Below are 19105 nucleotides of genomic sequence, written 5' to 3'. Positions count from 1 at the left end.
ATGAGTTAAATGATCAAAGGGATAGGTGAGTCACTTAGTCAGTTACGCCAAAGTCAGACGGTAACGTCTCATTATGTTGCTCCGATATCAGGTGTGCCCCGCAGTGCACCGAAAGCGAGGCCCATACCTAAGCATAGATTGGAAGCCTATGGACGTTGGGCTAAGGTGACTCAAGAGCAACATAATATTAGTGCATCGCAAGTGGTGTTACAGAGCTTGATTTCTGCCAAGAGTATCCTAGGTCAACTGAACAAACAGCTACAAACCTGCTTGTTCAGTAAAAACACAGTTGTTGAAGATGCATTACATAAAGCGGAGGAGTGTCGAAGACAATTAATCGAGATTAGGCCTTATTACCAAGGAAAGCGTTTACTCGATCATCACTTGAATTTGATTTCAGCATCCCAGCCTGCGGCATTACATTTTTTTAGGTTCCGACGAGTCGATCTCACATCACCTAAGAACCGCGATGAGCGGATTACGCTTTTTACTGAGAAGCAAACATTGCATTTGCTTTTGCCTGCCAATAAAAATCGCTTAGAGCTACAAGATATCATAGAGCCTGTTTTAGCTTCGATAGGGATAAGTATTGACCGCTTATCGACCAATGACACAGTGTTTACTGCACAGCATGAGACTTGGATGAAGCTCAATGGGGGGATTTTAATGGTGGGCGAAGGGCAAAGATTGCCAGCGGGTGAGCCGAGGAATATACCATTAGAAGAGAAATTTAGTTGGCAGGATCCCCGTGAATGGAATTTTACGGATACTGAAAAGTTAAAAATGACATTGGCTAAAGTGTCAAAGGTAGATAAAAAAGTCACAGTGCAAATTGATGATATTAAAGCATCCCACCGTTTACTACTGGTGAAGGTTAAGCAATTGACCGCATCTAGTCAGCCCAAATTTGAACTCCAACATTTGCATAAATTTATGCAACCCTATCCTTTTGCCTATCAAGTGACATCTTTGATGGCGCAGGGAAATACGAACCGCGAACAGGTTAGTGCTCTGCTGCTCTAATTTTTGAAGCGAACCCTAAGTGTGATTATTTAATTTTTGAAAATAAGCTATTTGGCTTCAGTGAAGAGCTTTTCATGTCGCCTTAATGAGTTATGCCTGGATTCAGGCCTAACCAAAACAATCGTTATTTTCTGGAGAACTACTATGTTAGGTGTTCATACTAATTACGCTTCAATCGTTGCGCAGGGTGCTGTAAATAAAAGCAATAACCTTTTAACTAATGCTATGGAGCGTTTGTCGACTGGTTTACGTATTAATAGTGCATCTGATGATGCTGCTGGTCTGCAAATTGCTAACCGCATGAGCGCTAACGTAAAAGGTATGGAAACGGCTTCACGCAATATTTCTGATGCGACCTCTATGCTACAAACCGCTGATGGTGCGTTAGAAGAATTAACGACCATTGCTAATCGCCAGAAAGAATTGGCTACTCAAGCCTCTAACGGCGTTAACTCTGCGGCTGATTTAACGGCATTAAATGATGAGTTCACGCAATTGAACGCCGAAATAACGCGTATTGTAGAAAATACCACTTATGCTGGTAATAAATTATTCGATACTGGTGTATTGACCTCAGGTACTGGTGTGAAATTTCAAATTGGCGCCGGAACAACGGAGACAATGGATGTTAAATTAGGCGCAATTCCTAAAACTGTCGCAGGTACTTTAACAGGTGGTACCGCCAATGCTGCGATTGCCCTTGTGGATACCTTCTTAGCCGCTGTGGGTACTGAGCGTTCTACCTTAGGTGCCAACATTAACCGTCTTGGCCATACTGCCGCTAACTTAGCGAGCGTTACCGAAAACACTAAAGCCGCTGCAGGGCGTATTATGGATGCCGACTTTGCGGTTGAATCTGCCAATATGACCCGCAATCAATTATTAGTTCAAGCAGGTACAACGGTACTGTCTTCAGCTAACCAAAATACGGGTTTAGTGATGGGGTTACTGCGCTAATGTTATTCAATTAGTCAGTGTTAGTTTTAATGCCAGTAAGCTTAGCTTGCTGGCATTTTTTTATGGTGTGCATGCCATTTCAGTCTAGTTTTTACAGTGCTATACACTCTATTTTTTAAATATCGATTTTAGTTGTGGGCTTGTGTAGTCGCTTTAGTTAGTTATGCCTGAACTCAGGTCTAACCCAAATGCTCGTTATTTAATGGAGAACTACATATGTTAGGTGTTCACACTAATTACGCTTCAATTGTTGCTCAAGGTGCTGTTAACAAAAGCAATAACCTATTGACTAATGCAATGGAGCGTTTATCGACAGGTTTACGTATCAATAGCGCATCTGATGATGCTGCTGGTTTGCAAATTGCTAACCGCATGAGCGCTAACGTTAAAGGTATGGAAACCGCTTCACGTAATATTTCTGATGCGACCTCTATGCTACAAACCGCTGATGGTGCGTTAGAAGAATTAACGACCATTGCTAATCGCCAGAAAGAACTCGCCACTCAAGCGGCAAACGGTGTGAACTCTGCTGATGATTTAACGGCTCTGAATGATGAGTTTACTCAATTAAACACCGAAATTACCCGTATTCTCGATAATACAACTTATGCCGGTAATAACTTATTCACCAAGTTGGAGGCTGGTGTTACCTTCCAAATTGGTGCCGGAACGGGTGAAAAATTGGTTGTTACAACAACAGCCATAGATGATGCTGCGCTGGCTGCTGGTGATTTAACTACTGGCGCGAATGCGGCAATTGCCCTTGTTGATACTTTTATCGCAGCAGTCGGTACAGAACGTTCTACACTAGGCGCCAACATTAACCGTCTTGGACATACTGCAGCTAACCTTGCCAGTGTGACTGAAAATACCAAAGCTGCCGCTGGACGTATTATGGATGCCGATTTCGCGGTTGAATCTGCCAATATGACCCGCAATCAATTATTAGTTCAAGCGGGTACAACGGTACTGTCTTCTGCTAACCAAAATACAGGTTTAGTGATGGGGCTACTGCGTTAATTACGCCGAGTTGAGTTAGTTTTAAGTGCCAGTAAGCTTAGCTTGCTGGCATTTTTTATGGCGTTTTGTGGATGCCATTTAAGTCTGTTTTTATAGAGGTGCTCCCATCTATTTTTAAATAAGTTTTAGTTTTGCGCTGTTGCTGTCGCCTTACTTAGTTATGGAGCTATACCGGGATTCAGGCATAGCCAAGATAACTGTTTTTTCTAGGAGAGCTGATATGTTAGGTGTTCACACTAATTACGCGTCAATTGTTGCACAAGGTGCTGTTAATAAAAGTAATAATCTATTAACTAATGCTATGGAGCGTCTGTCGACGGGTTTACGTATCAATAGCGCATCTGATGATGCAGCGGGTTTGCAAATTGCTAACCGCATGAGCGCTAACGTAAAGGGCATGGAAACGGCTTCACGCAATATTTCTGATGCGACCTCTATGCTGCAAACCGCAGATGGTGCGTTAGAAGAATTAACGACTATTGCTAACCGCCAGAAAGAATTGGCGACTCAAGCATCAAACGGCGTTAACTCTACAGCAGATTTAAAAGCGTTGGATGATGAATTTAAGCAATTAAATGCAGAAATTACCCGGATTGTAGAAAATACAACCTATGCGGGTAATAACTTATTTAAAGATGCTACTGATGGTGTACTCGTCAAAGGTGTGACCTTTCAGATTGGCTCGGATGGAGCAGAGCAAATGTCAGTTACCTTAGGTGCTATTGATAAGACAGTTACTGGTGATTTGTTGACTTCTGCAGCCGCCAATACGGCTATCGGGGCTGTTGATACCTTCTTGGCTAAAGTGGGGACAGAACGTTCAACCTTAGGTGCCAACATTAACCGTCTTGGCCATACTGCGGCTAACCTTGCCAGCGTAACTGAAAATACTAAAGCCGCTGCCGGCCGTATTATGGATGCCGATTTCGCGGTTGAATCTGCCAATATGACACGTAATCAATTATTAGTTCAGGCGGGTACAACGGTACTGTCTTCAGCTAACCAGAACACGGGTTTAGTCATGGGTCTATTGCGTTAATGCTATTGGGCAAGTGATGTCATTGGTCACGGCTAAAATGCCAGTTAGTTGCGCTGACTGGCATTTTTATTTTAGCCACGGTTTATGTATTGGTCGGTAGTCGCTAAACCCGAGATTGAAACCTATAAGGTTCATGTTTTAGTGGGTAATTTTCGATAACACAAAGTGGAAGATGGTTTTCCTGTTTAAGTGTTCATGCGGAAGTATTTAGCTGTGTTTGGGCCAGTTAATTATTTAATTTTCTTTAAAAACAGTAACTTGTTTTTGGCATGCGTTTTGCTCTAGAACGAGTGGAGGTAGTCATGATTTCAGGTATGAATGCAGCACAATTTGCTCAGCAACTGATTGGCGCAGACCGCGCAGGTAAAGATACGCTTTACAAAGGCAAGCTAACTGCCAGCAAAACACAGTTAGATGCCTATACATTGCTCGAAAATAATATGAAGAAGATGGCCACTAAGCTGAGTGAAATGGGTGGCGATGCAGCTAAAGGCAAAATTGCTACGGTTACGGGCGAGAATGCGACCGCGACAGTTAAATCTGATGCTCCAAAGGGCAACTATGATTTGAGCGTGCATAAACTTGCGCAAGCGCATCAACTGACTAAAGCCTATTCCTCTGAAAGTGAATTGTTGCCAACGTCGGGCATTATCAGTATTCAAGTCGGTAGTGATCCGACTAAGCGCATGGAAATTGATTTGGCAACGGTTAATGGCGGTGCGGCTATTTCTGTGTCTCAGTTACGCGATGTGATCAATAAACAAGTGGGTAATCCTGGTGTACAAGCGTCATTAGTGCGCACAGGTAACCAAATCGAATTTATGCTGTCTTCAAAGGAATCGGGTGTCGCGAATCAAGTGAAGGTTGAGTTTAACGGTGCCGATTGGGGCATGACAGAACGTCGTGCAGCACAAGATGCGGAACTTACATTAAACGGTATCAGTATTACCAGCAGTAGTAACTATCTAGAAAATGTTGTTGATGGTGTCAGCCTCGAATTAGTCAAGGTGCATGCGGCTGGTGAAAGCAGCATGATTAAAGTCACTGACGATTTTGAAGCGAATAAGAAAGCGGTTAAGGATTTTGTCGATTCATTTAATTCTTTAATGACGCAAATTAATCAATTAACTCGTTCTATGGGCGTTAAAACCTCTGACTCTGGCTCTTCCGATAAAGATAAGGAAGACAAAAGCACTGCAGTGAGTGAAGCGCAAATTGGTGTGTTGAAGGGGGATACCTCTATTCGCCTTCTCCAGTCTAAATTACGTGATTCTGTATTTGCAACGGCTGCTAATGGCATGCGTTTGTCTGATATCGGAATTGAGATTGGACGAGACGGAAAACTAAAAATTGATGATGCTAAGCTGACCGATAGCTTTAAAAGTGATCCAGAAAAAGTACAAGCCATGTTTACTGGTCCTGACAGTTATATCAAAAGCATAGAAAAGACCCTAAAACCTTTTACACAGTTCAATGGCTATATCGATCAAAAGCAGGAAGCGCTAAATAAGCAGATTAAAAGTGTGAATGACAGTATGGCGCGCCATGATTATCAAATGAATCAAAAGTATCAGATTTATTTAACCCAGTTTACGGCAATGGAATCCACCATTAATCAGTTTAATTCCGCAAGTCAGTTGTTTTCATAGGAAGCAGTAAAAAATGTTAAATGAGTACGATCCATTTAATGCCTACAAGCAAACCGCTTTAGATGCACAAGTAGCGGCAGCAACAACCCATGACATGGTGCGTATGTTACTTGATGGTTTATTGGAAGAACTAGAGCGGACCGCTGGCCATATGGAATACCAAAGGTTTGAGGCGAAAGGAATGAGTATCCATAAGTGCCTTAATATCGTGCATGGCTTGGACTCTATGCTTGACCTTGAAAATGGTGGTGAGGTTGCCGTGAGCTTACATCGTCTCTATGACTTTTGTAGCCGTCAGCTTGTCAGCGCCAGTGTCGAAAACAGTGCTGAAGCGCTAGTTCCAGTGACTCAGGTGATTACGAATGTCAGAGAAGGATGGACAAATCTCAATTAAGCAGTGGGCGCGTTTTGCGAATGCTTTACGCCAATATGCAGATGCTCAGGATTGGGAAAGCGTCCGAAAAGTGAACATCGCTTTGATCAAAGCACTGCAACAGGCTGGTGAGGCTCATGATATTGAGCAGAAATTAGCACGTGCAGAATTAAAGCGGGTTCATTCCCAAGTGCTACAAGAGTTGATCTTGGCTCGTGATGAATTAGCTGCTGAAATGGGCCGCTTTAAGGCGCAACAACCAGGTTTAGCCGCCTATCAATTAACACAAGTAAGTGGAGCTTTGGATGATCTCTGATCTTCTTTCAACTCGTCCTGTTGGCACAAATACCAGCTTGACGACTAAAGTGGCAAGTGCAGTTGATCAAGATAAATCAGAGTCATTTACCTTGTTGGGGTTGCCAGTCGGATTGTCTGCAGCACCTCTCCCGTTAGAGGGAGCTCTGTGGACTCAGAATGCCGAACATACTTTAGAAAGAGATGTTGATACTCTTTCAAATCAATATTTTAATAGCAATTTATCTGACTCAGTATCTTTTGTTCCTGTTGTACCAGTATTGTCTCAGCCACTGTTAAATACTGAGATCAACTCAGCGCCTATTATTCAAGATGGCTTAGCCGCCACGCCTCAGGCTAGTCTCGTTTCACCGACTGCTGTCGCGCCGTTTGTTCCTGTGATTTTTCCTGCGGAAACTGTTAAAGCGGATCCGATAGGTCGAACTCCTGCGTCTTTAATTGGGCTCTCAGTCACAGATCAAAGAGGAATCCTATTTAGCTCAGGGATGACCTCATCTATGGCTCTTGCAGGAAGTCGTACTCAGCCTGCGGGTATGAGTGGCGAATCCTTGAAAATGAGCGGCGTATTTACGCAGGATTCAACGCTGGCAACTTTCTCTGGGGATTTTGAGCATTTGAAATCTGACTCGTCAGTGTTTCAGCGTGTGTTGGCAGAACTTAGGGGGCATGAAGTTAAAGATATTAATGCGATAGGATCTCAGCAGGTTGCGGGTACGCAGGCTGCAAGTGCTACTCAATGGGGCCCTGTATCCCTCACTCCCATGGCTTCTTTAGCGCAGCACTCTCAGGAGATCCTTACTCCCTTAAGAGAGCATCTTCGTTTCCAAGTCGATCAATATATTAAGAAAGCCGAATTAAGGTTAGATCCGCCAGAGCTGGGCAAGATTGAGCTCAATATTCGTTTAGAGGGCGATCGTTTACAGGTGCAAATGCATGCAGTAAATCCGGCAATTCGAGATGCATTGCTCAATGGTTTAGAACGCTTGAGAGTGGATTTAGCAATGGATCATGGCGGTCAAATTGATGTTGATATTGGTCAAGGTGAATCGCAACAGCACCAGCAGGAAACTGCATTATTCTCCTCGTCGATAGCGGCTGAAACTGCAACGGACAATGTAGCCGATGTGATGACGAGAGAGAAATCTCAATTAGATTTATTGGCTTAAGTGCCGGAGTCGTTTAATGGCAATTTTAAAATCTCGTTTAGTAAAGATTATTTTAGCGTTACTTGTGCTCATTAGTTCGACCGCAGGTGCATTTTGGATTGGAACAAGTAGTGGAGATTGGAAGCTAGCAGAGCTTTTTGCATCGGAACCCGAAGTCGAACCTGTACCTGTGGCAAAGTTTTATCCATTAGAAAAGTTTGTAATATCGATTCCAGGGGATAAATATCCCCATTACATGCTGCTTGAAATGTCATTAAAAAGCCGTAATCCCAATATGAAAACGGTATTGCTGGAGTCAGATCCACTTATACGAAATGCTATGATGAAGATGTTCTCACGTAAAACATTTGAGCAGTTGAACCACTTAGATCAGCTTGACAGTTTACAATCAGAGGCGTTGATATTGATGGTTAAAGTGCTGTCAGATAACCAATTACCTTCAGATATTGATGAAGTACTCTTTACTCGCATGGTGATCCAGTAAGAGGCCTTATCATGACAGCAGCGGGCCAACTCGCATATCAACAAACCTGTGATTATCCAGTCGAAGAGCGTCAATCTGAACAACAGATTATTCGACAATACTTGCCATTAATCAAACGTATAGTCTCGCAAATGCGCAGTCACTGCGGCGTGATGTTATCACTCGAGGATATGGAGCAAATTGGCATGATGGCCTTGCTTGAGTCATCACGTCGGTATCCTGGCGAGCTGGATAATGGATTTATTTCCTTCGCTGGGCAACGTATTCGCGGTGCCATACTCGACGAGTTGAGGCGGCAGGATTGGCGTCCTAGACCTGTTAGACAGCAGGCCCATGAGCTTAATGATGTAGTTAGACGTTTGAGTCGAGAGATGGGACGTGAACCAAGCGATCTTGAAGTGGCCAGTGAGCTTGGGCTGAGCGCGGAGGATTATCGGGAACGTTTATACTCGACGCAAGCAGAGTCGATGAAAAGCTTAGATGAGTTGTTATTGGGCGGTGATCATCCAGTAGACAGAAGTAATGATGTTGAGCGGTTAATGCTGAAGCAAACTTTGATTAAAGTTATTTCAAAATTAAATGAAAGAGAACAGCTAATTCTGTCGCTTTACTATCATCATGAGCTGAATTTAAAAGAGATAGCTATGGCATTGGGATTGACTGAAACGCGTATTTGCCAGCTGCATAAATCAGCTATTTCACAGTTAAAAACAATATTGCAGCGCTAAAGTTTAAAAGTGAGAAGATCGTAATGAGTAAACTAGTTGGGCTGTTAATCATTTTAGCTTCTGTGTTTGGCGGATATGTTTGGGCTGGTGGAGCTTTGTCTGCATTGTGGCAGCCTGCTGAAATTTTAATCATTATGGGGGCCGGAGTAGGGGCTCTTATTATTGCTAACCCGCAATCAGTATTAAAAGAAATGCTTGAGCAGTTAAAAGAATTATTTAATAAGGGCAAAGAAGATCCTGAATTATATCCTCAGTTATTTCCTTTGATGGGCACTTTAATGGCTCAGATCCAATCTCAAGGCTTAAAAGTGCTCGATGAACATTTAGAAAATCCTCATCAGAGCTCTATTTTTCTAATGTACCCAGCCGTGCTCAATCACCCAAATGTTTTACAGTTTTTAATTGATAACTTACGAGTGCAGTCTATTGGGAAAATATCTCCCCATGACTTAGAGCATATCCTAGAAGAAGAAATTCATCGTATAGAAGAGGACAGATTACGGCCATCGGAAGCTTTTAGTAAGGTGGGAGAGGCTATGCCTGGCTTTGGTATTTTAGCTGCTGTACTCGGTATTATCATTACTATGTCTAATATTGATGGCCCAATTACTATGATTGGTGTCAAAGTTGCCGCGGCATTAGTCGGTACATTTATTGGTATTTTCGCGTGTTATTGTTTCTTCGACCCAATGTCAAAGGCATTAGAACATCTAGTTGATCGCAAATCGGCACAGCTTCGGTGCATAGCCGCTATTTTAGTGACCTTTTCAAAAGGTAAACCACCAATGATGGCTATTGATGCGGGACGGAAACAAATACAAAGTGAAAATCGTCCTTCATTTATCGAGTTAGAACGTTGGATGGAAGGGCAGAGAAGCTAATGCTCCATAAAAATGAGCCGATTATTATCAAACGGCGAAAGCGAGGAAAGCGTAATCATGGGCATGGTGGTGCGTGGAAAGTCGCTTTTGCCGATTTCACGCTTGCCATGATGGCGCTCTTTATGGTGCTGTGGATCATGCAAATCGCAGATCAAAAAGAGCGAACCATGATAGTGCAGTATTTACGTGGAGATATGAATCCCACTGGTCCAATGAATCCATTTGAGCTAAGTCAGTCATCTTCGATTATTGATTTAGAAGGAAATATGTCTATTGCTCCTCTAATCATACCTTCCAATTCTATGCCTAGAGGTTCGGAGTCAGAAGGATTAGAGGAGGGTGCGCTCATCCCCGGGCAATTTGATACTCAGGCGCAATTAACTGTGCTCGCCAGAGAATTGAATCGAGTCGTGCAAAGCTCGAGCATGGCTGAGAACATTTCTGTGACAATTGTGCCTCAAGGCATACGCATCTTAATTCACGATAATGTGAATCAATTTATGTTTACGCGGGGCAGTGCACAGATGCAGCCCTATTTTGAAGAATTACTTTTATCTTTAGGGCCTATTTTAAAAAATATAACTAATAGCATGGTTATTTCTGGTCATACGGATTCAACACCTTATGCGGGCAGTTTATTTACCAATTGGGAATTATCGAGTGAAAGAGCACTATTAGCACGAAGAGTGCTTGAGCGTGGCGGTGTTAAACGCGATCAGGTTATTCAGGTGACGGGTATGGCTGATCAGGTTCCTTACATCACTTCGGATACTGCTGCTGCGGCTAATCGTCGGATTGAGGCGCTTATTTTAACCTCCTCTGCTGAACAGTTATTAAGAGGCATGATTGGCGCTCCGATCGATACAGTCCCAAGTGGCGTTACAATCAACGAAATTAAGCGCCAAGCAAACACTCGCTAGTGTTAATACCTGCTCTCATTTGTTAGGGATGACTATGAATCTGTATGAAGAGTTTGTACATTCTGAGGATGAAGTTGAAGCGACCCCTGAGTATCAGATTATTGAATTTGATAATCGTCGAACTCATCAAAGATTTAGCCTGAGACGAAATAAAAGAGCGCCACTCGCATTTGCATGTGATGGCCTGACAGTGAATTTATCAACAACTCGCTGGTTTGTTATTACGCCGATTGGAACTGCAAATATAAAAGATATTAGCATTGGCGGTGTTGGGATTTTGTGCAATGAACCATTGCCAGTAGGGAGGAGATTCTATATTGAACTTGAGCAAACACGAGTTTTATGTGAGGTAACTCGAGAACACACGATTAAAGGTCGATTGAAGTTCTTAGGCGCTCGCTGGATTTATCGTGATAAAGCTGAAGTCCAGAACTTGATTGATGCAATTAGACTACGGGCGAAAATATAGGATATGCAATGGCTGCATCTTTTCATCGAAACGGCTCGGATAAATTACAGAAGGTCTTTCTGTATCTTATTCTGCTGAATTGGCTATTGCTTATTATTGTTGCACTCAATATGAATACATTACGCTTTAGCCATGGTGTTATGATTTCAATTATGATTTTTATCTATAATTATTTTCTGGCTCATTTATGTTTTATTCGTGCTGCCAGAGCGCAAGATGCTTATCTTATTTACCCAGTGGTTATTGGCGCACTCAGCTCCTTTTTCCTCGTTGTTTATTTCTTCTTTTTACTCTAAATCCCCTGCCTATAAAAATGAGTTGCGACTCATTGTTATAGGCTTTTGTTGAGCATTTTTGCATCTAGCTCACATGCTTTTTGGGTCGCTCGCTTGGGAGCGATAACTTGGCCTTGTTTAGAATATTCATGCAGCTGGGTAGGTTTTGCCCGCGGTAATTGCGACAAGCCCAAAAGGGGCCGAATCGCCCATCCTTTAACAGCATATCGCCACCACAGAGGCTACAAAGTGGTGCTATATGACCACAGTTCTCATTCAAACATACCTTAAAGCCAGCAAAGCGTGTGCGGGTCATTGGGCTATCACAGAGCTCACAACCTTCTTCCTTGTGATCGCAAAGGGGAAAATGTGAACAGGAATAAAACGATTTAAATTTTCCCGTTCTAGGCTTAAGCTTTCCCGTGCTACAACGCACGCATTTTATGTCTTCAAATAACCTTTGTACTAAAGAGGTGCTGAACTCATCTTGTTCAATTGCGTAGCCTTTTGTAAGCAGTTCGGTGACGAATGGGCTCACGTCTGTCATATCGGCAATCACATAGGCGCGGTGTTTTGCCCGCGTTAACGCGACATAAAACAGTCGACGTTCTTCTGCAAATTCAAACGCTTCCGTTTTTGGTAAAAATGCATCTAGTATCGGAGGAGTGACTTTCATTGAAGGGAAGCCATGCATTCCCGTCTTCATCCCCATGATCACCACATAATCGGCTTCTTTCCCTTTAGAAGCATGAAAAGATTGGCATTCAATTTTCAAGTTAGGGTACTTAGCCTTGAGTTGGTTTACTTGGGTTTTATCGGGTAGCTGAAACCAAAAACGTGCCAGTAAATAGACGCTTGCTACGCTGTTAAGTTTGTCACTTCTAGCGCTTATCCTTGCACTAATGGCCGTTAATGCTTGTTCCAGTGCATTTGGGCTTGGTTCATTTAGGTTTGACTGCTCGTTTTCTCCGCGGCGTAATATTGAGACTGCAGGGTAGGCGACCTGCATGAGGGAGCGAATGTCCTTCCTCAATTGCGTGGGATTCTGGGTGACAAACTGAGTGGCAACTTGCTCAATACTACTGTTAAACCTAAAAGTCAGATCCAAGTAGCTTTGGGCTGTTGGGCCAAAATATTGGCTAAATTGCGTGGTTAAACTTACATCTGCACCGCTAAAACGATAAATTGCCTGCCAGTCATCCCCGACACAAAATAAAGACGCCAACGCTTTAGAATGGGGCGCACAGGAATCCCTCAAGGCACGCACTAAGCGGGCACGTGGTTCTGAAATATCTTGGAACTCATCCACCATAATGAAACGCCACGGGCTAATAAATTGCCCGCGTTGCAGATACGTCAGCGCTTTGCCAATCATGTCCTCAAAATCAATGTCGCCATTTATCGTTAAATGCTGCTCATAGCGCGTGATTATGGGCTCAAGCAGTTCGAATGCCTTGCGGGTCTGCTGAGCATCGGCGGCGCGAGCAAATACACCCTCAAGCCCATGTTCATCAAGGCAAGCCGCTTTATACAGCCCTATCAGCTGACTAAACATTTTTGCTAATTCGGTCACGCGGCCAAGTTCATGTAGGGTTGCTAGTATGGCTTCATCGGGTAAGGGCGCATATTGTACTTTAAAGACCTGTAAAGCTTGCTCAAGCTTACTGATTAACAACCCTTTTTTATGTTGGTAATAAAATAGCTCAACACACTTAGTGCCATGCTGTTGATGTAGCTGGCGTTTCCATGCCATCGATTCCAAGTATTTCTGGTTATCGATATAAGGAGCGGTATGCTGGTGTTCATCAATACCATAGTATTCAAGATAAATTTGGTATTCAGGCAGATAGAAATCGGGTTGATACTGACGAAAATCAATACTGCGCACATCATGCTCATACTTAGCTTCATAGACATATTCGATGCCATTGCTAAATAGCCAGTTAGCAATGTAGAGCTCACCAAAGCTTTTGACTCGCTCACCTTTAAGACTGCGAATATCGTTATCATTCAAGTATTGAAAATACTCGCCTTCCATATCGAACTCGAATGGGCTTTTTTCAACATAATAGAAACGACTGAAGTACTCGAAAAGCTGTTTACGGTAAGCCTCATTTTCAATCAAAGTCTCAAGGGTATTGTGCACCCACAGCTCTTTGGCTTTGTCATCCTCCGCTAAAGGGGACAAACTCGGTTTTGCTCGCTCAACGTCGGCGATAATTTTTGAGCCTAAACTGTGGAAGGTGCTCGCCTTGATATCATCCGTACCGAGCCTGTTTTTAATCCGCTCATCCATCTCGTCAGCCGCTTTACGGCCATAGGCTAATAGCAATATTTCATCGGCTTTTGCTTGACCACTCTTAAGCAAATATCCTGCTCGACCAACCATCACACTGGTCTTTCCCGTGCCTGCGCCTGCTAATAACAAGTTATTGTTATCATCGATAATACAAGCTCGGCGCTGTTTTTCGGTTAAGGGATTAGATTCTACATGCTCAAAATAGTCAGCAAATTTAATGAGCTGCGACTGAATATAATCTTCACGCAGTTGCTTTATATCGGCACGAGTCCAGCGGTGGATTTGCTTAAGCCTCGCTAACACTGTGTGTAAATGTGCAGACAATGGCAGGTTTTCACACCAAGGGAACCAACGCTGATATTCGCGCGCGACTCTGGCTTGTATCATTTCCACCCGTGATTCACGTAAATAAGTGTGTGTCAGTGTCTTATCCACTTTCGCCATTAACTCAGCAACGCGCGGCCCATTGGCATTTGCCCAATACTGTGCGATTTGATAGCTAAATTGATGTTGTGCAAAATAGCTGAGAAACGGCAGTTGATAGGCTTTGCCTAATACCGTGAAACCGAGTAGATAACCTAGTGGACTTAAGGTAAAAAATGGTGGGGAATCGAGCTGTTGCCAGGTAAAACATTCGTCAGCTTCTACTTTGTTAGCGCTGCGAGAGTGAGCAAAAAAGCCGCCTTTAGTGCGATTAATGCTAATACCACTCGTGGTGAGTTTTACCGCATCAGCTTTGCCAATAAAGAAACGGCCAAACCAACTGTGTTTGATATCTTGTTCAGAGTGATTCAATGACAATGTAAAACCTACGGCTAAAAAGTTTTAGAATTAACAGACTGATTTATAAATGCATTATAACTTAAAACCCGATGGCTCGTGTTAAGGTTGTGCTATGGGCTGTATGGATTATTTATTGATTTTGGTCTCTAGATGGAGCAAAACTTAGGTATTCGTTAACTAGGTCTTAGTTTGAAGTGAGATGAATGATAAACCAAGCATGATTTTGACTGTGTGTAACTATGTATTAGAAAGGCGTGTATCAGAAAGCAAAAAAGCCTGAATCTCTTCAGGCCTTTTCTTTTTTTCAATACAACAGCTTAATCCTTGCGGATTAATTCATGCCGTATTTTTTCAATTTTTTACGCAGAGTACCACGGTTGATACCTAGCATGTTTGCTGCGCGGGTTTGGTTGCCACGAGTGTGTTGCATGATGATGTCAAGCAGAGGCGCTTCAACTTCGCTTAGCACCATTTCATAAACTTCTTGTGCTTCCTGACCGTCCAACTGTGCGAAGAAGTTAGTTACGGCACGCTTGACGGCGTCACGTAATAACTGGGGCTTGATAGTGCCGTTTGCGGTTTCGATTTTGCCAACGGTAAGCTGGTGAACTTCTGTGTTAGTTGTCTGATCAAACATTCTATTCTGCTCTTTATTAATTCTGTACTAATTCATCAAAATAACATTCCACGAGGGAATACTGTTCTGCAGCGGTTTCCAGCCGATTAAAGTCAGCCCTAAATTGGCGCTGAGCTTCTTGGTCTAGGTACCATCCCATATGTTTTCTGGCGAAGCGGATACCCTTGTATTCACCATATAAGTCATACAGTTTGGTGAGGTGTTCCAGCATCACTTGACGCTGTTCGGCAACCTCAATGGGCGCTAGCTTATTACCCGTTTCCAAGTAGTGCTGGATTTCTCTGAAAATCCAAGGCCGTCCTTGAGCACCCCGTCCTATCATCAAGGCATCGGCACCGGTGTATTCCAGCACAAAGCGGGCTTTCTCCGGACTGTCGATGTCCCCATTGGCGACAACAGGAATCGAGACATTCTGTTTGATTGCTTTGATCGTGTCGTACTCGGCGTTGCCTCTGTACATACATTGTCTCGTGCGGCCGTGAACGGCGAGCGAGGCTATGCCACAATCCTCTGCAATCTGGGCGATTTGAACACCATTCTTGTGCTCTGGCTCCCAGCCGGTGCGAATCTTTAACGTGACAGGCACGTTCACTGCGGCGACCACGGCTTGTAAAATCTCTTTTACCAGCGGTGGATTTTGCATTAGCGCCGAGCCTGCCAGCTTTTTATTCACTTTTTTCGCCGGGCAACCCATGTTGATATCAATGATGTGAGCACCTTGTTCGACATTGAACAAGGCGGCTTGCGCCATTAAATCAGGATCAGCCCCTGCAATTTGCACTGAGCGGATGCCTTCCTCGCCAGAATGCGTCATGCGCTGGCGGCTTTTATCTGTATCCCAAACCTCGGGATTGGATGAAAGCATCTCGGAAACCGCTAAGGCTGCGCCATAACGAAGACAAAGATTGCGGAAGGCTTGATCGGTGACACCTGCCATTGGTGCCACGATCAGCTGATTGTTCAGTTGATAGGGTCCAATCTGCATTTTATGTTTCACCTTAGCTCTTCAAAGGGGCGCTATAGTAGCCCTTTTTGTTGGCCGTGAAAAGGTCAATAAATGACCTAGAGGTAATTTTTTTTCTTGACTTTTAATTGACGAGAAGTCAGAGGCTAAATTGTTGGAAGCCAGCGGTGGCGCATGTTGCGCCACCCTTTAGCGCTATTTACGCTTACCTGTCAAGCGGCTCCAATCTTCTTTGTGAGCCGCTGCGTCCATATCGAACCATTGGCTATAAAAGTCAGAGATTTCTTGGGCTTGTTCTTTGAGGAGGCCGGAAAGGGCAAGTTTGCCACCGGTTTTTACGCGTTCTGCGATCAAAGGCGCTAATTCTCGCAGAGGGCCTGCAAGAATGTTAGCGACCAGTACGTCGGCTTTGAGATCGGCGGGTTGGTCTTCTGGTAAGTACAACGCCAGCTTGTCGGCGACATCATTGCGCTCGGCGTTGGCACGTGAGGCGTCTATGGCTTGATAGTCGATATCGATACCTGTGACTTTTTTCGCGCCCAGTTTCAGTGCAGCTACGGCTAAGATGCCTGAACCACAGCCAAAATCGATCACTTCTTCATCGCTTAAATCTAAGCTGTCTAGCCACTCTAAACACAGTGCTGTCGTGGGATGAGTGCCAGTACCGAAGGCAAGACCCGGATCTAAGATCACATTAACCGCGGTTGGATCAGGGATTTCGCGCCAGCTTGGGCAGATCCATAAGCGTGTGCCGAATTGGATTGGGTGGAAGTTATCCATCCATTCGCGTACCCAGTCTTTATCTTCAATTTGTTCGACTTTATGGCTGAAGTTCTCACCGAGGAAAGGCAAGGTTTTCAGCATGGCGATGGTCGGTGTCAGATCGGTTTCTGCATCGAATAAGGCCACTACCACGGTATCGCGCCACAGTGGGGTTTCGCCCAATTTAGGTTCAAAAATAGGGGTATCTTTACCGTCTTCGAAGGTGATAGAGACTGAACCTTCTTCCATGAGCAAGTCGCTGATGGTTTCAGCGTCATCGCTATTGGTGTTTATACGGAGTTGGATCCAAGGCATGGGGGCATCCTGTGACTGAGTGTTCATAAACTAAGGGTTCAAAATATCGCGGTATTGTATACCCAAACTATCCCAAAATGCAGGATGTAGCGGGAATTTAAAGCGCTTTAGGTAAGGTCGTTTGGTTATCACTAGGCTTTAGGTTCGACGACTGGCTATCCTGGTATTACGCTTTTGTCTATACAGACAAGGGGTTAGCTGGCGGGTATGGATTGGTGTTGAAAAGCGAATTGTCAGTTTTATTATTTGATATAACACTATGAAATATATTGGTTAATTGGTTTTACCTTTGTTTGGTTTTGATACGTTTTTTGTGATCATCTTCTAAGAGTTTAACTCCGTCAGGTGAGTTGGCTCACGCTTTAAATCTGTGACACTCAAGCCTGATTTGAGTTGCTGCTATGGTGTAGTTTGCCAAGAGGTGCCAACGATAAACGACATAGGTTAATTCAAGATGACAAGCATAACTCGAGTTCACAATAGGGTGAGTACACCGCTAGGTCATCCTTGGTCGGCTAAGGCTGATAGGCTGCAGAGTGCGACAGGGATTATGCTTGGCAGCTTTTTACTATTACACATGCATTTTGAATCGAGTATTTTGCTGGGTAAAGAGGCTTTTTATCGGGTCGTTCAGTTGCTTGAAGGTGGCATGTTTAGCAGCACAGGACATGGTTTTCCTATAGTCACTAAAGTGTTTTCAGTGTTTATGCTATTGGTGGTGATAGTACATGCCGCGGTGGCGCTGCGGCGTTTTCCGGCGCAGCTAGGGCAATGGCGAGCCCTGCGTTCGCACATGGGGAATATCAAGCATAAGGATACCCATGCGTGGTTTTGGCAATTGATCACCGGCTTTATCTTATTTTTCCTCGTTCCTGTTCACCTCTTCACTATGATTTTGAATCCCGAAATTGGCCCGCATTTATCGGCTGAGCGGGTTTATCACGATAATGCTTGGTTGCTGTATGCGCTGTTACTTCCCGCTGTAGTGGTACACGCCATGATTGGTCTCTATCGCGTGGCGGTAAAGTGGGGCATAACCACTAAACGTTCAGGTCTACGAAAAGTCGCTAAGGTGCTGATTATTTATTTGCTATGCCTTGGTACTGCGAGCCTTGTTTCATATCTATTTATCGGTAGCGAGCTCGGTATTCCTGTGCAGCCCTTCGTACCTGAGTAGGCTTTAAGCTAGCAGCAGGATTTTGTTTCACTGCTATTATTAAGCATTAGGTTAATTATTCAGCACTCAATTGATCTGGCTCACGTTTTCGTGTGGATGTGTGAGCGATATTAGTTTGCGATAAGACTTAATGAGATTGGCTCGATAAGGTCAACGGCGTGAGGCGATAGGATGGCGATCAAATTAAATATTAAAAAATGGAGTGCTTGGCTGGATTTAAGCCAGAGCTTGTCTGGGGTAATACTCGCAGTCTTTTTGTGGACCCACTTAGTGTTAGTGTCATCGATTTTATTGGGTGCGGATGCCATGAGTTGGGTGGCACGCACTATGGAGCTGAGTTTTCTGTCCGCTGATGGACACGGTTATCCTTGGGTAGTGACTTGTATTGCCATTGGTATTGCCATTTTGGCGTTAGTGCACGTGTTAGTGGCATTGCAAAAATTACCCATGAGTCTGCGTCAGCAAAGGGCTCTGCGCCAACAAATGCAAGTGATCAACCACAGCGATACTCGCTTGTGGCGCTGGCAAGCCATTACTGGTGTTGTGATTTTACTGCTGTTGCCTGTGCATTTGTGGCTTATTGGCTCGGCTCCCGAAACCATTGGCCCTCAGGGAAGCGCCGATCGTATTTGGAATCAAGGTGTCTGGATGGTTTATCTGCCTTTGCTGCTCACTGTGGAGTTACATGCAGCAATTGGTATTTACCGTGTGGCTTTGAAATGGGGCGCGGCGCGGGATCTCAACAACCGCAGTCGATTACGTAAGATCAAGACCATAGTGAGCGTGCTATTTGTCACAGTTGGCGTCGCCTCGCTCCTGGCATTTTTACCCTACGCGAGTTAATTCCGCTTTTAATCAATGATTAAGCT

At 44.0% G+C, this 19105-nt stretch carries 20 protein-coding genes; 16 read left to right on the top strand and 4 right to left on the bottom strand.

The window, feature by feature from the left end; all coding sequences use genetic code 11:
- The first annotated feature begins 9 nt into the window (after positions 1–9).
- The 14 genes from HQQ92_RS19885 to HQQ92_RS19820 all read left to right on the top strand — a co-directional run bounded on the left by HQQ92_RS19885 (position 10) and on the right by HQQ92_RS19820 (position 11320).
- A complete protein-coding gene (locus HQQ92_RS19885) occupies positions 10–1023 on the top strand; it encodes a hypothetical protein (RefSeq protein ID WP_168825875.1) in 1014 nt (337 codons plus the stop codon).
- Between the two features lie 144 nt (positions 1024–1167).
- The gene (locus tag HQQ92_RS19880) at positions 1168–1980 is read left to right on the top strand and encodes a flagellin (protein WP_006083386.1); all 813 of its coding nucleotides are present in this window, start codon (positions 1168–1170) and stop codon (positions 1978–1980) included.
- 216 nt (positions 1981–2196) lie between these two features.
- Complete coding sequence (locus HQQ92_RS19875; RefSeq protein ID WP_113940815.1) at positions 2197–3000, top strand: flagellin; 804 nt, start codon at positions 2197–2199, stop codon at positions 2998–3000.
- Positions 3001–3220: 220 nt separating this feature from the next.
- Positions 3221–4039 carry a flagellin gene (locus HQQ92_RS19870; protein WP_113940814.1) on the top strand — a complete coding sequence of 273 codons (819 nt, stop codon included), beginning with the start codon at positions 3221–3223 and terminating at the stop codon, positions 4037–4039.
- A 302-nt stretch (positions 4040–4341) separates the two neighbouring features.
- Positions 4342–5688, top strand: coding sequence for a flagellar filament capping protein FliD (gene fliD / locus HQQ92_RS19865; RefSeq protein WP_131523397.1), 1347 nt, complete (start codon positions 4342–4344; stop codon positions 5686–5688).
- Between the two features lie 13 nt (positions 5689–5701).
- Complete coding sequence (gene fliS / locus HQQ92_RS19860) at positions 5702–6082, top strand: flagellar export chaperone FliS (RefSeq protein ID WP_113940812.1); 381 nt, start codon at positions 5702–5704, stop codon at positions 6080–6082.
- Positions 6051–6377 (top strand): hypothetical protein, encoded by a 327-nt coding sequence (locus HQQ92_RS19855; RefSeq protein WP_113940811.1) that lies wholly within the window; start codon positions 6051–6053, stop codon positions 6375–6377. The genes fliS and HQQ92_RS19855 overlap by 32 nt, the downstream gene beginning before the upstream one ends.
- Positions 6367–7542 (top strand): flagellar hook-length control protein FliK, encoded by a 1176-nt coding sequence (locus tag HQQ92_RS19850; protein WP_173247915.1) that lies wholly within the window; start codon positions 6367–6369, stop codon positions 7540–7542. The genes HQQ92_RS19855 and HQQ92_RS19850 overlap by 11 nt, the downstream gene beginning before the upstream one ends.
- 16 nt (positions 7543–7558) lie before the next feature.
- Positions 7559–8026 carry a flagellar basal body-associated protein FliL gene (gene fliL, locus HQQ92_RS19845; RefSeq protein WP_131523400.1) on the top strand — a complete coding sequence of 156 codons (468 nt, stop codon included), beginning with the start codon at positions 7559–7561 and terminating at the stop codon, positions 8024–8026.
- Between the two features lie 11 nt (positions 8027–8037).
- Entirely contained in the window at positions 8038–8754 is a 717-nt protein-coding gene (locus HQQ92_RS19840; RefSeq protein WP_173247912.1) for an RNA polymerase sigma factor FliA, read from the top strand.
- Between the two features lie 23 nt (positions 8755–8777).
- Entirely contained in the window at positions 8778–9635 is an 858-nt protein-coding gene (gene motA / locus HQQ92_RS19835; protein ID WP_113940807.1) for a flagellar motor stator protein MotA, read from the top strand.
- Positions 9635–10555, top strand: coding sequence for a flagellar motor protein MotB (locus HQQ92_RS19830; RefSeq protein ID WP_173247908.1), 921 nt, complete (start codon positions 9635–9637; stop codon positions 10553–10555). Before motA ends, HQQ92_RS19830 begins: the two co-directional genes overlap by 1 nt.
- 34 nt (positions 10556–10589) lie before the next feature.
- Positions 10590–11024, top strand: coding sequence for a pilus assembly protein PilZ (locus HQQ92_RS19825; RefSeq protein ID WP_113940805.1), 435 nt, complete (start codon positions 10590–10592; stop codon positions 11022–11024).
- Positions 11025–11032: 8 nt separating this feature from the next.
- Complete coding sequence (locus HQQ92_RS19820; protein WP_113940804.1) at positions 11033–11320, top strand: hypothetical protein; 288 nt, start codon at positions 11033–11035, stop codon at positions 11318–11320.
- Positions 11321–11384: 64 nt separating this feature from the next.
- On the opposite strand, the gene HQQ92_RS19815 is transcribed toward HQQ92_RS19820, so the two are convergent.
- From HQQ92_RS19815 to prmA, 4 genes are all read right to left on the bottom strand, one after another.
- Entirely contained in the window at positions 11385–14399 is a 3015-nt protein-coding gene (locus tag HQQ92_RS19815) for a UvrD-helicase domain-containing protein (protein WP_173247905.1), read from the bottom strand.
- 313 nt (positions 14400–14712) lie between these two features.
- Positions 14713–15018, bottom strand: a complete 306-nt coding sequence (fis, locus tag HQQ92_RS19810; protein ID WP_006083371.1) for a DNA-binding transcriptional regulator Fis — start codon at positions 15016–15018, stop codon at positions 14713–14715.
- A 16-nt stretch (positions 15019–15034) separates the two neighbouring features.
- On the bottom strand, positions 15035–16003 hold the full coding sequence (dusB, locus tag HQQ92_RS19805) for a tRNA dihydrouridine synthase DusB (protein ID WP_105250428.1): 969 nt from the start codon (positions 16001–16003) through the stop codon (positions 15035–15037).
- 174 nt (positions 16004–16177) lie between these two features.
- Entirely contained in the window at positions 16178–17059 is an 882-nt protein-coding gene (gene prmA / locus HQQ92_RS19800; protein WP_105250427.1) for a 50S ribosomal protein L11 methyltransferase, read from the bottom strand.
- A 454-nt stretch (positions 17060–17513) separates the two neighbouring features.
- Between prmA and HQQ92_RS19795 the strand changes: the two genes are divergently transcribed.
- On the top strand, positions 17514–18236 hold the full coding sequence (locus HQQ92_RS19795) for a fumarate reductase cytochrome b subunit (RefSeq protein WP_173247902.1): 723 nt from the start codon (positions 17514–17516) through the stop codon (positions 18234–18236).
- A 171-nt stretch (positions 18237–18407) separates the two neighbouring features.
- The gene (locus HQQ92_RS19790; RefSeq protein ID WP_173247897.1) at positions 18408–19079 is read left to right on the top strand and encodes a fumarate reductase cytochrome b subunit; all 672 of its coding nucleotides are present in this window, start codon (positions 18408–18410) and stop codon (positions 19077–19079) included.
- Positions 19080–19105 lie beyond the last annotated feature (26 nt).

The sequence above is a fragment of the Shewanella sp. DC2-4 genome (genome assembly GCF_013248875.1).
In the GTDB taxonomy this organism is placed as follows: domain Bacteria; phylum Pseudomonadota; class Gammaproteobacteria; order Enterobacterales; family Shewanellaceae; genus Shewanella; species Shewanella oncorhynchi.
The sequence above is the reverse complement of the archived record's forward strand: the minus strand, read 5'-3'. Positions and strand labels throughout refer to the sequence as shown.

Bases quoted from the DNA above. Each gene is read 5' to 3' on its own strand.
- HQQ92_RS19885 (WP_168825875.1), top strand. From the start codon at position 10: ATGATCAAAGGGATAGGTGAGTCACTTAGTCAGTTACGCCAAAGTCAG.
- HQQ92_RS19880 (WP_006083386.1), top strand. From the start codon at position 1,168: ATGTTAGGTGTTCATACTAATTACGCTTCAATCGTTGCGCAGGGTGCT.
- HQQ92_RS19875 (WP_113940815.1), top strand. From the start codon at position 2,197: ATGTTAGGTGTTCACACTAATTACGCTTCAATTGTTGCTCAAGGTGCT.
- HQQ92_RS19870 (WP_113940814.1), top strand. From the start codon at position 3,221: ATGTTAGGTGTTCACACTAATTACGCGTCAATTGTTGCACAAGGTGCT.
- fliD (WP_131523397.1), top strand. From the start codon at position 4,342: ATGATTTCAGGTATGAATGCAGCACAATTTGCTCAGCAACTGATTGGC.
- fliS (WP_113940812.1), top strand. From the start codon at position 5,702: ATGTTAAATGAGTACGATCCATTTAATGCCTACAAGCAAACCGCTTTA.
- HQQ92_RS19855 (WP_113940811.1), top strand. From the start codon at position 6,051: ATGTCAGAGAAGGATGGACAAATCTCAATTAAGCAGTGGGCGCGTTTT.
- HQQ92_RS19850 (WP_173247915.1), top strand. From the start codon at position 6,367: ATGATCTCTGATCTTCTTTCAACTCGTCCTGTTGGCACAAATACCAGC.
- fliL (WP_131523400.1), top strand. From the start codon at position 7,559: ATGGCAATTTTAAAATCTCGTTTAGTAAAGATTATTTTAGCGTTACTT.
- HQQ92_RS19840 (WP_173247912.1), top strand. From the start codon at position 8,038: ATGACAGCAGCGGGCCAACTCGCATATCAACAAACCTGTGATTATCCA.
- motA (WP_113940807.1), top strand. From the start codon at position 8,778: ATGAGTAAACTAGTTGGGCTGTTAATCATTTTAGCTTCTGTGTTTGGC.
- HQQ92_RS19830 (WP_173247908.1), top strand. From the start codon at position 9,635: ATGCTCCATAAAAATGAGCCGATTATTATCAAACGGCGAAAGCGAGGA.
- HQQ92_RS19825 (WP_113940805.1), top strand. From the start codon at position 10,590: ATGAATCTGTATGAAGAGTTTGTACATTCTGAGGATGAAGTTGAAGCG.
- HQQ92_RS19820 (WP_113940804.1), top strand. From the start codon at position 11,033: ATGGCTGCATCTTTTCATCGAAACGGCTCGGATAAATTACAGAAGGTC.
- fis (WP_006083371.1), bottom strand. From the start codon at position 15,018: ATGTTTGATCAGACAACTAACACAGAAGTTCACCAGCTTACCGTTGGC.
- dusB (WP_105250428.1), bottom strand. From the start codon at position 16,003: ATGCAGATTGGACCCTATCAACTGAACAATCAGCTGATCGTGGCACCA.
- prmA (WP_105250427.1), bottom strand. From the start codon at position 17,059: ATGCCTTGGATCCAACTCCGTATAAACACCAATAGCGATGACGCTGAA.
- HQQ92_RS19795 (WP_173247902.1), top strand. From the start codon at position 17,514: ATGACAAGCATAACTCGAGTTCACAATAGGGTGAGTACACCGCTAGGT.
- HQQ92_RS19790 (WP_173247897.1), top strand. From the start codon at position 18,408: ATGGCGATCAAATTAAATATTAAAAAATGGAGTGCTTGGCTGGATTTA.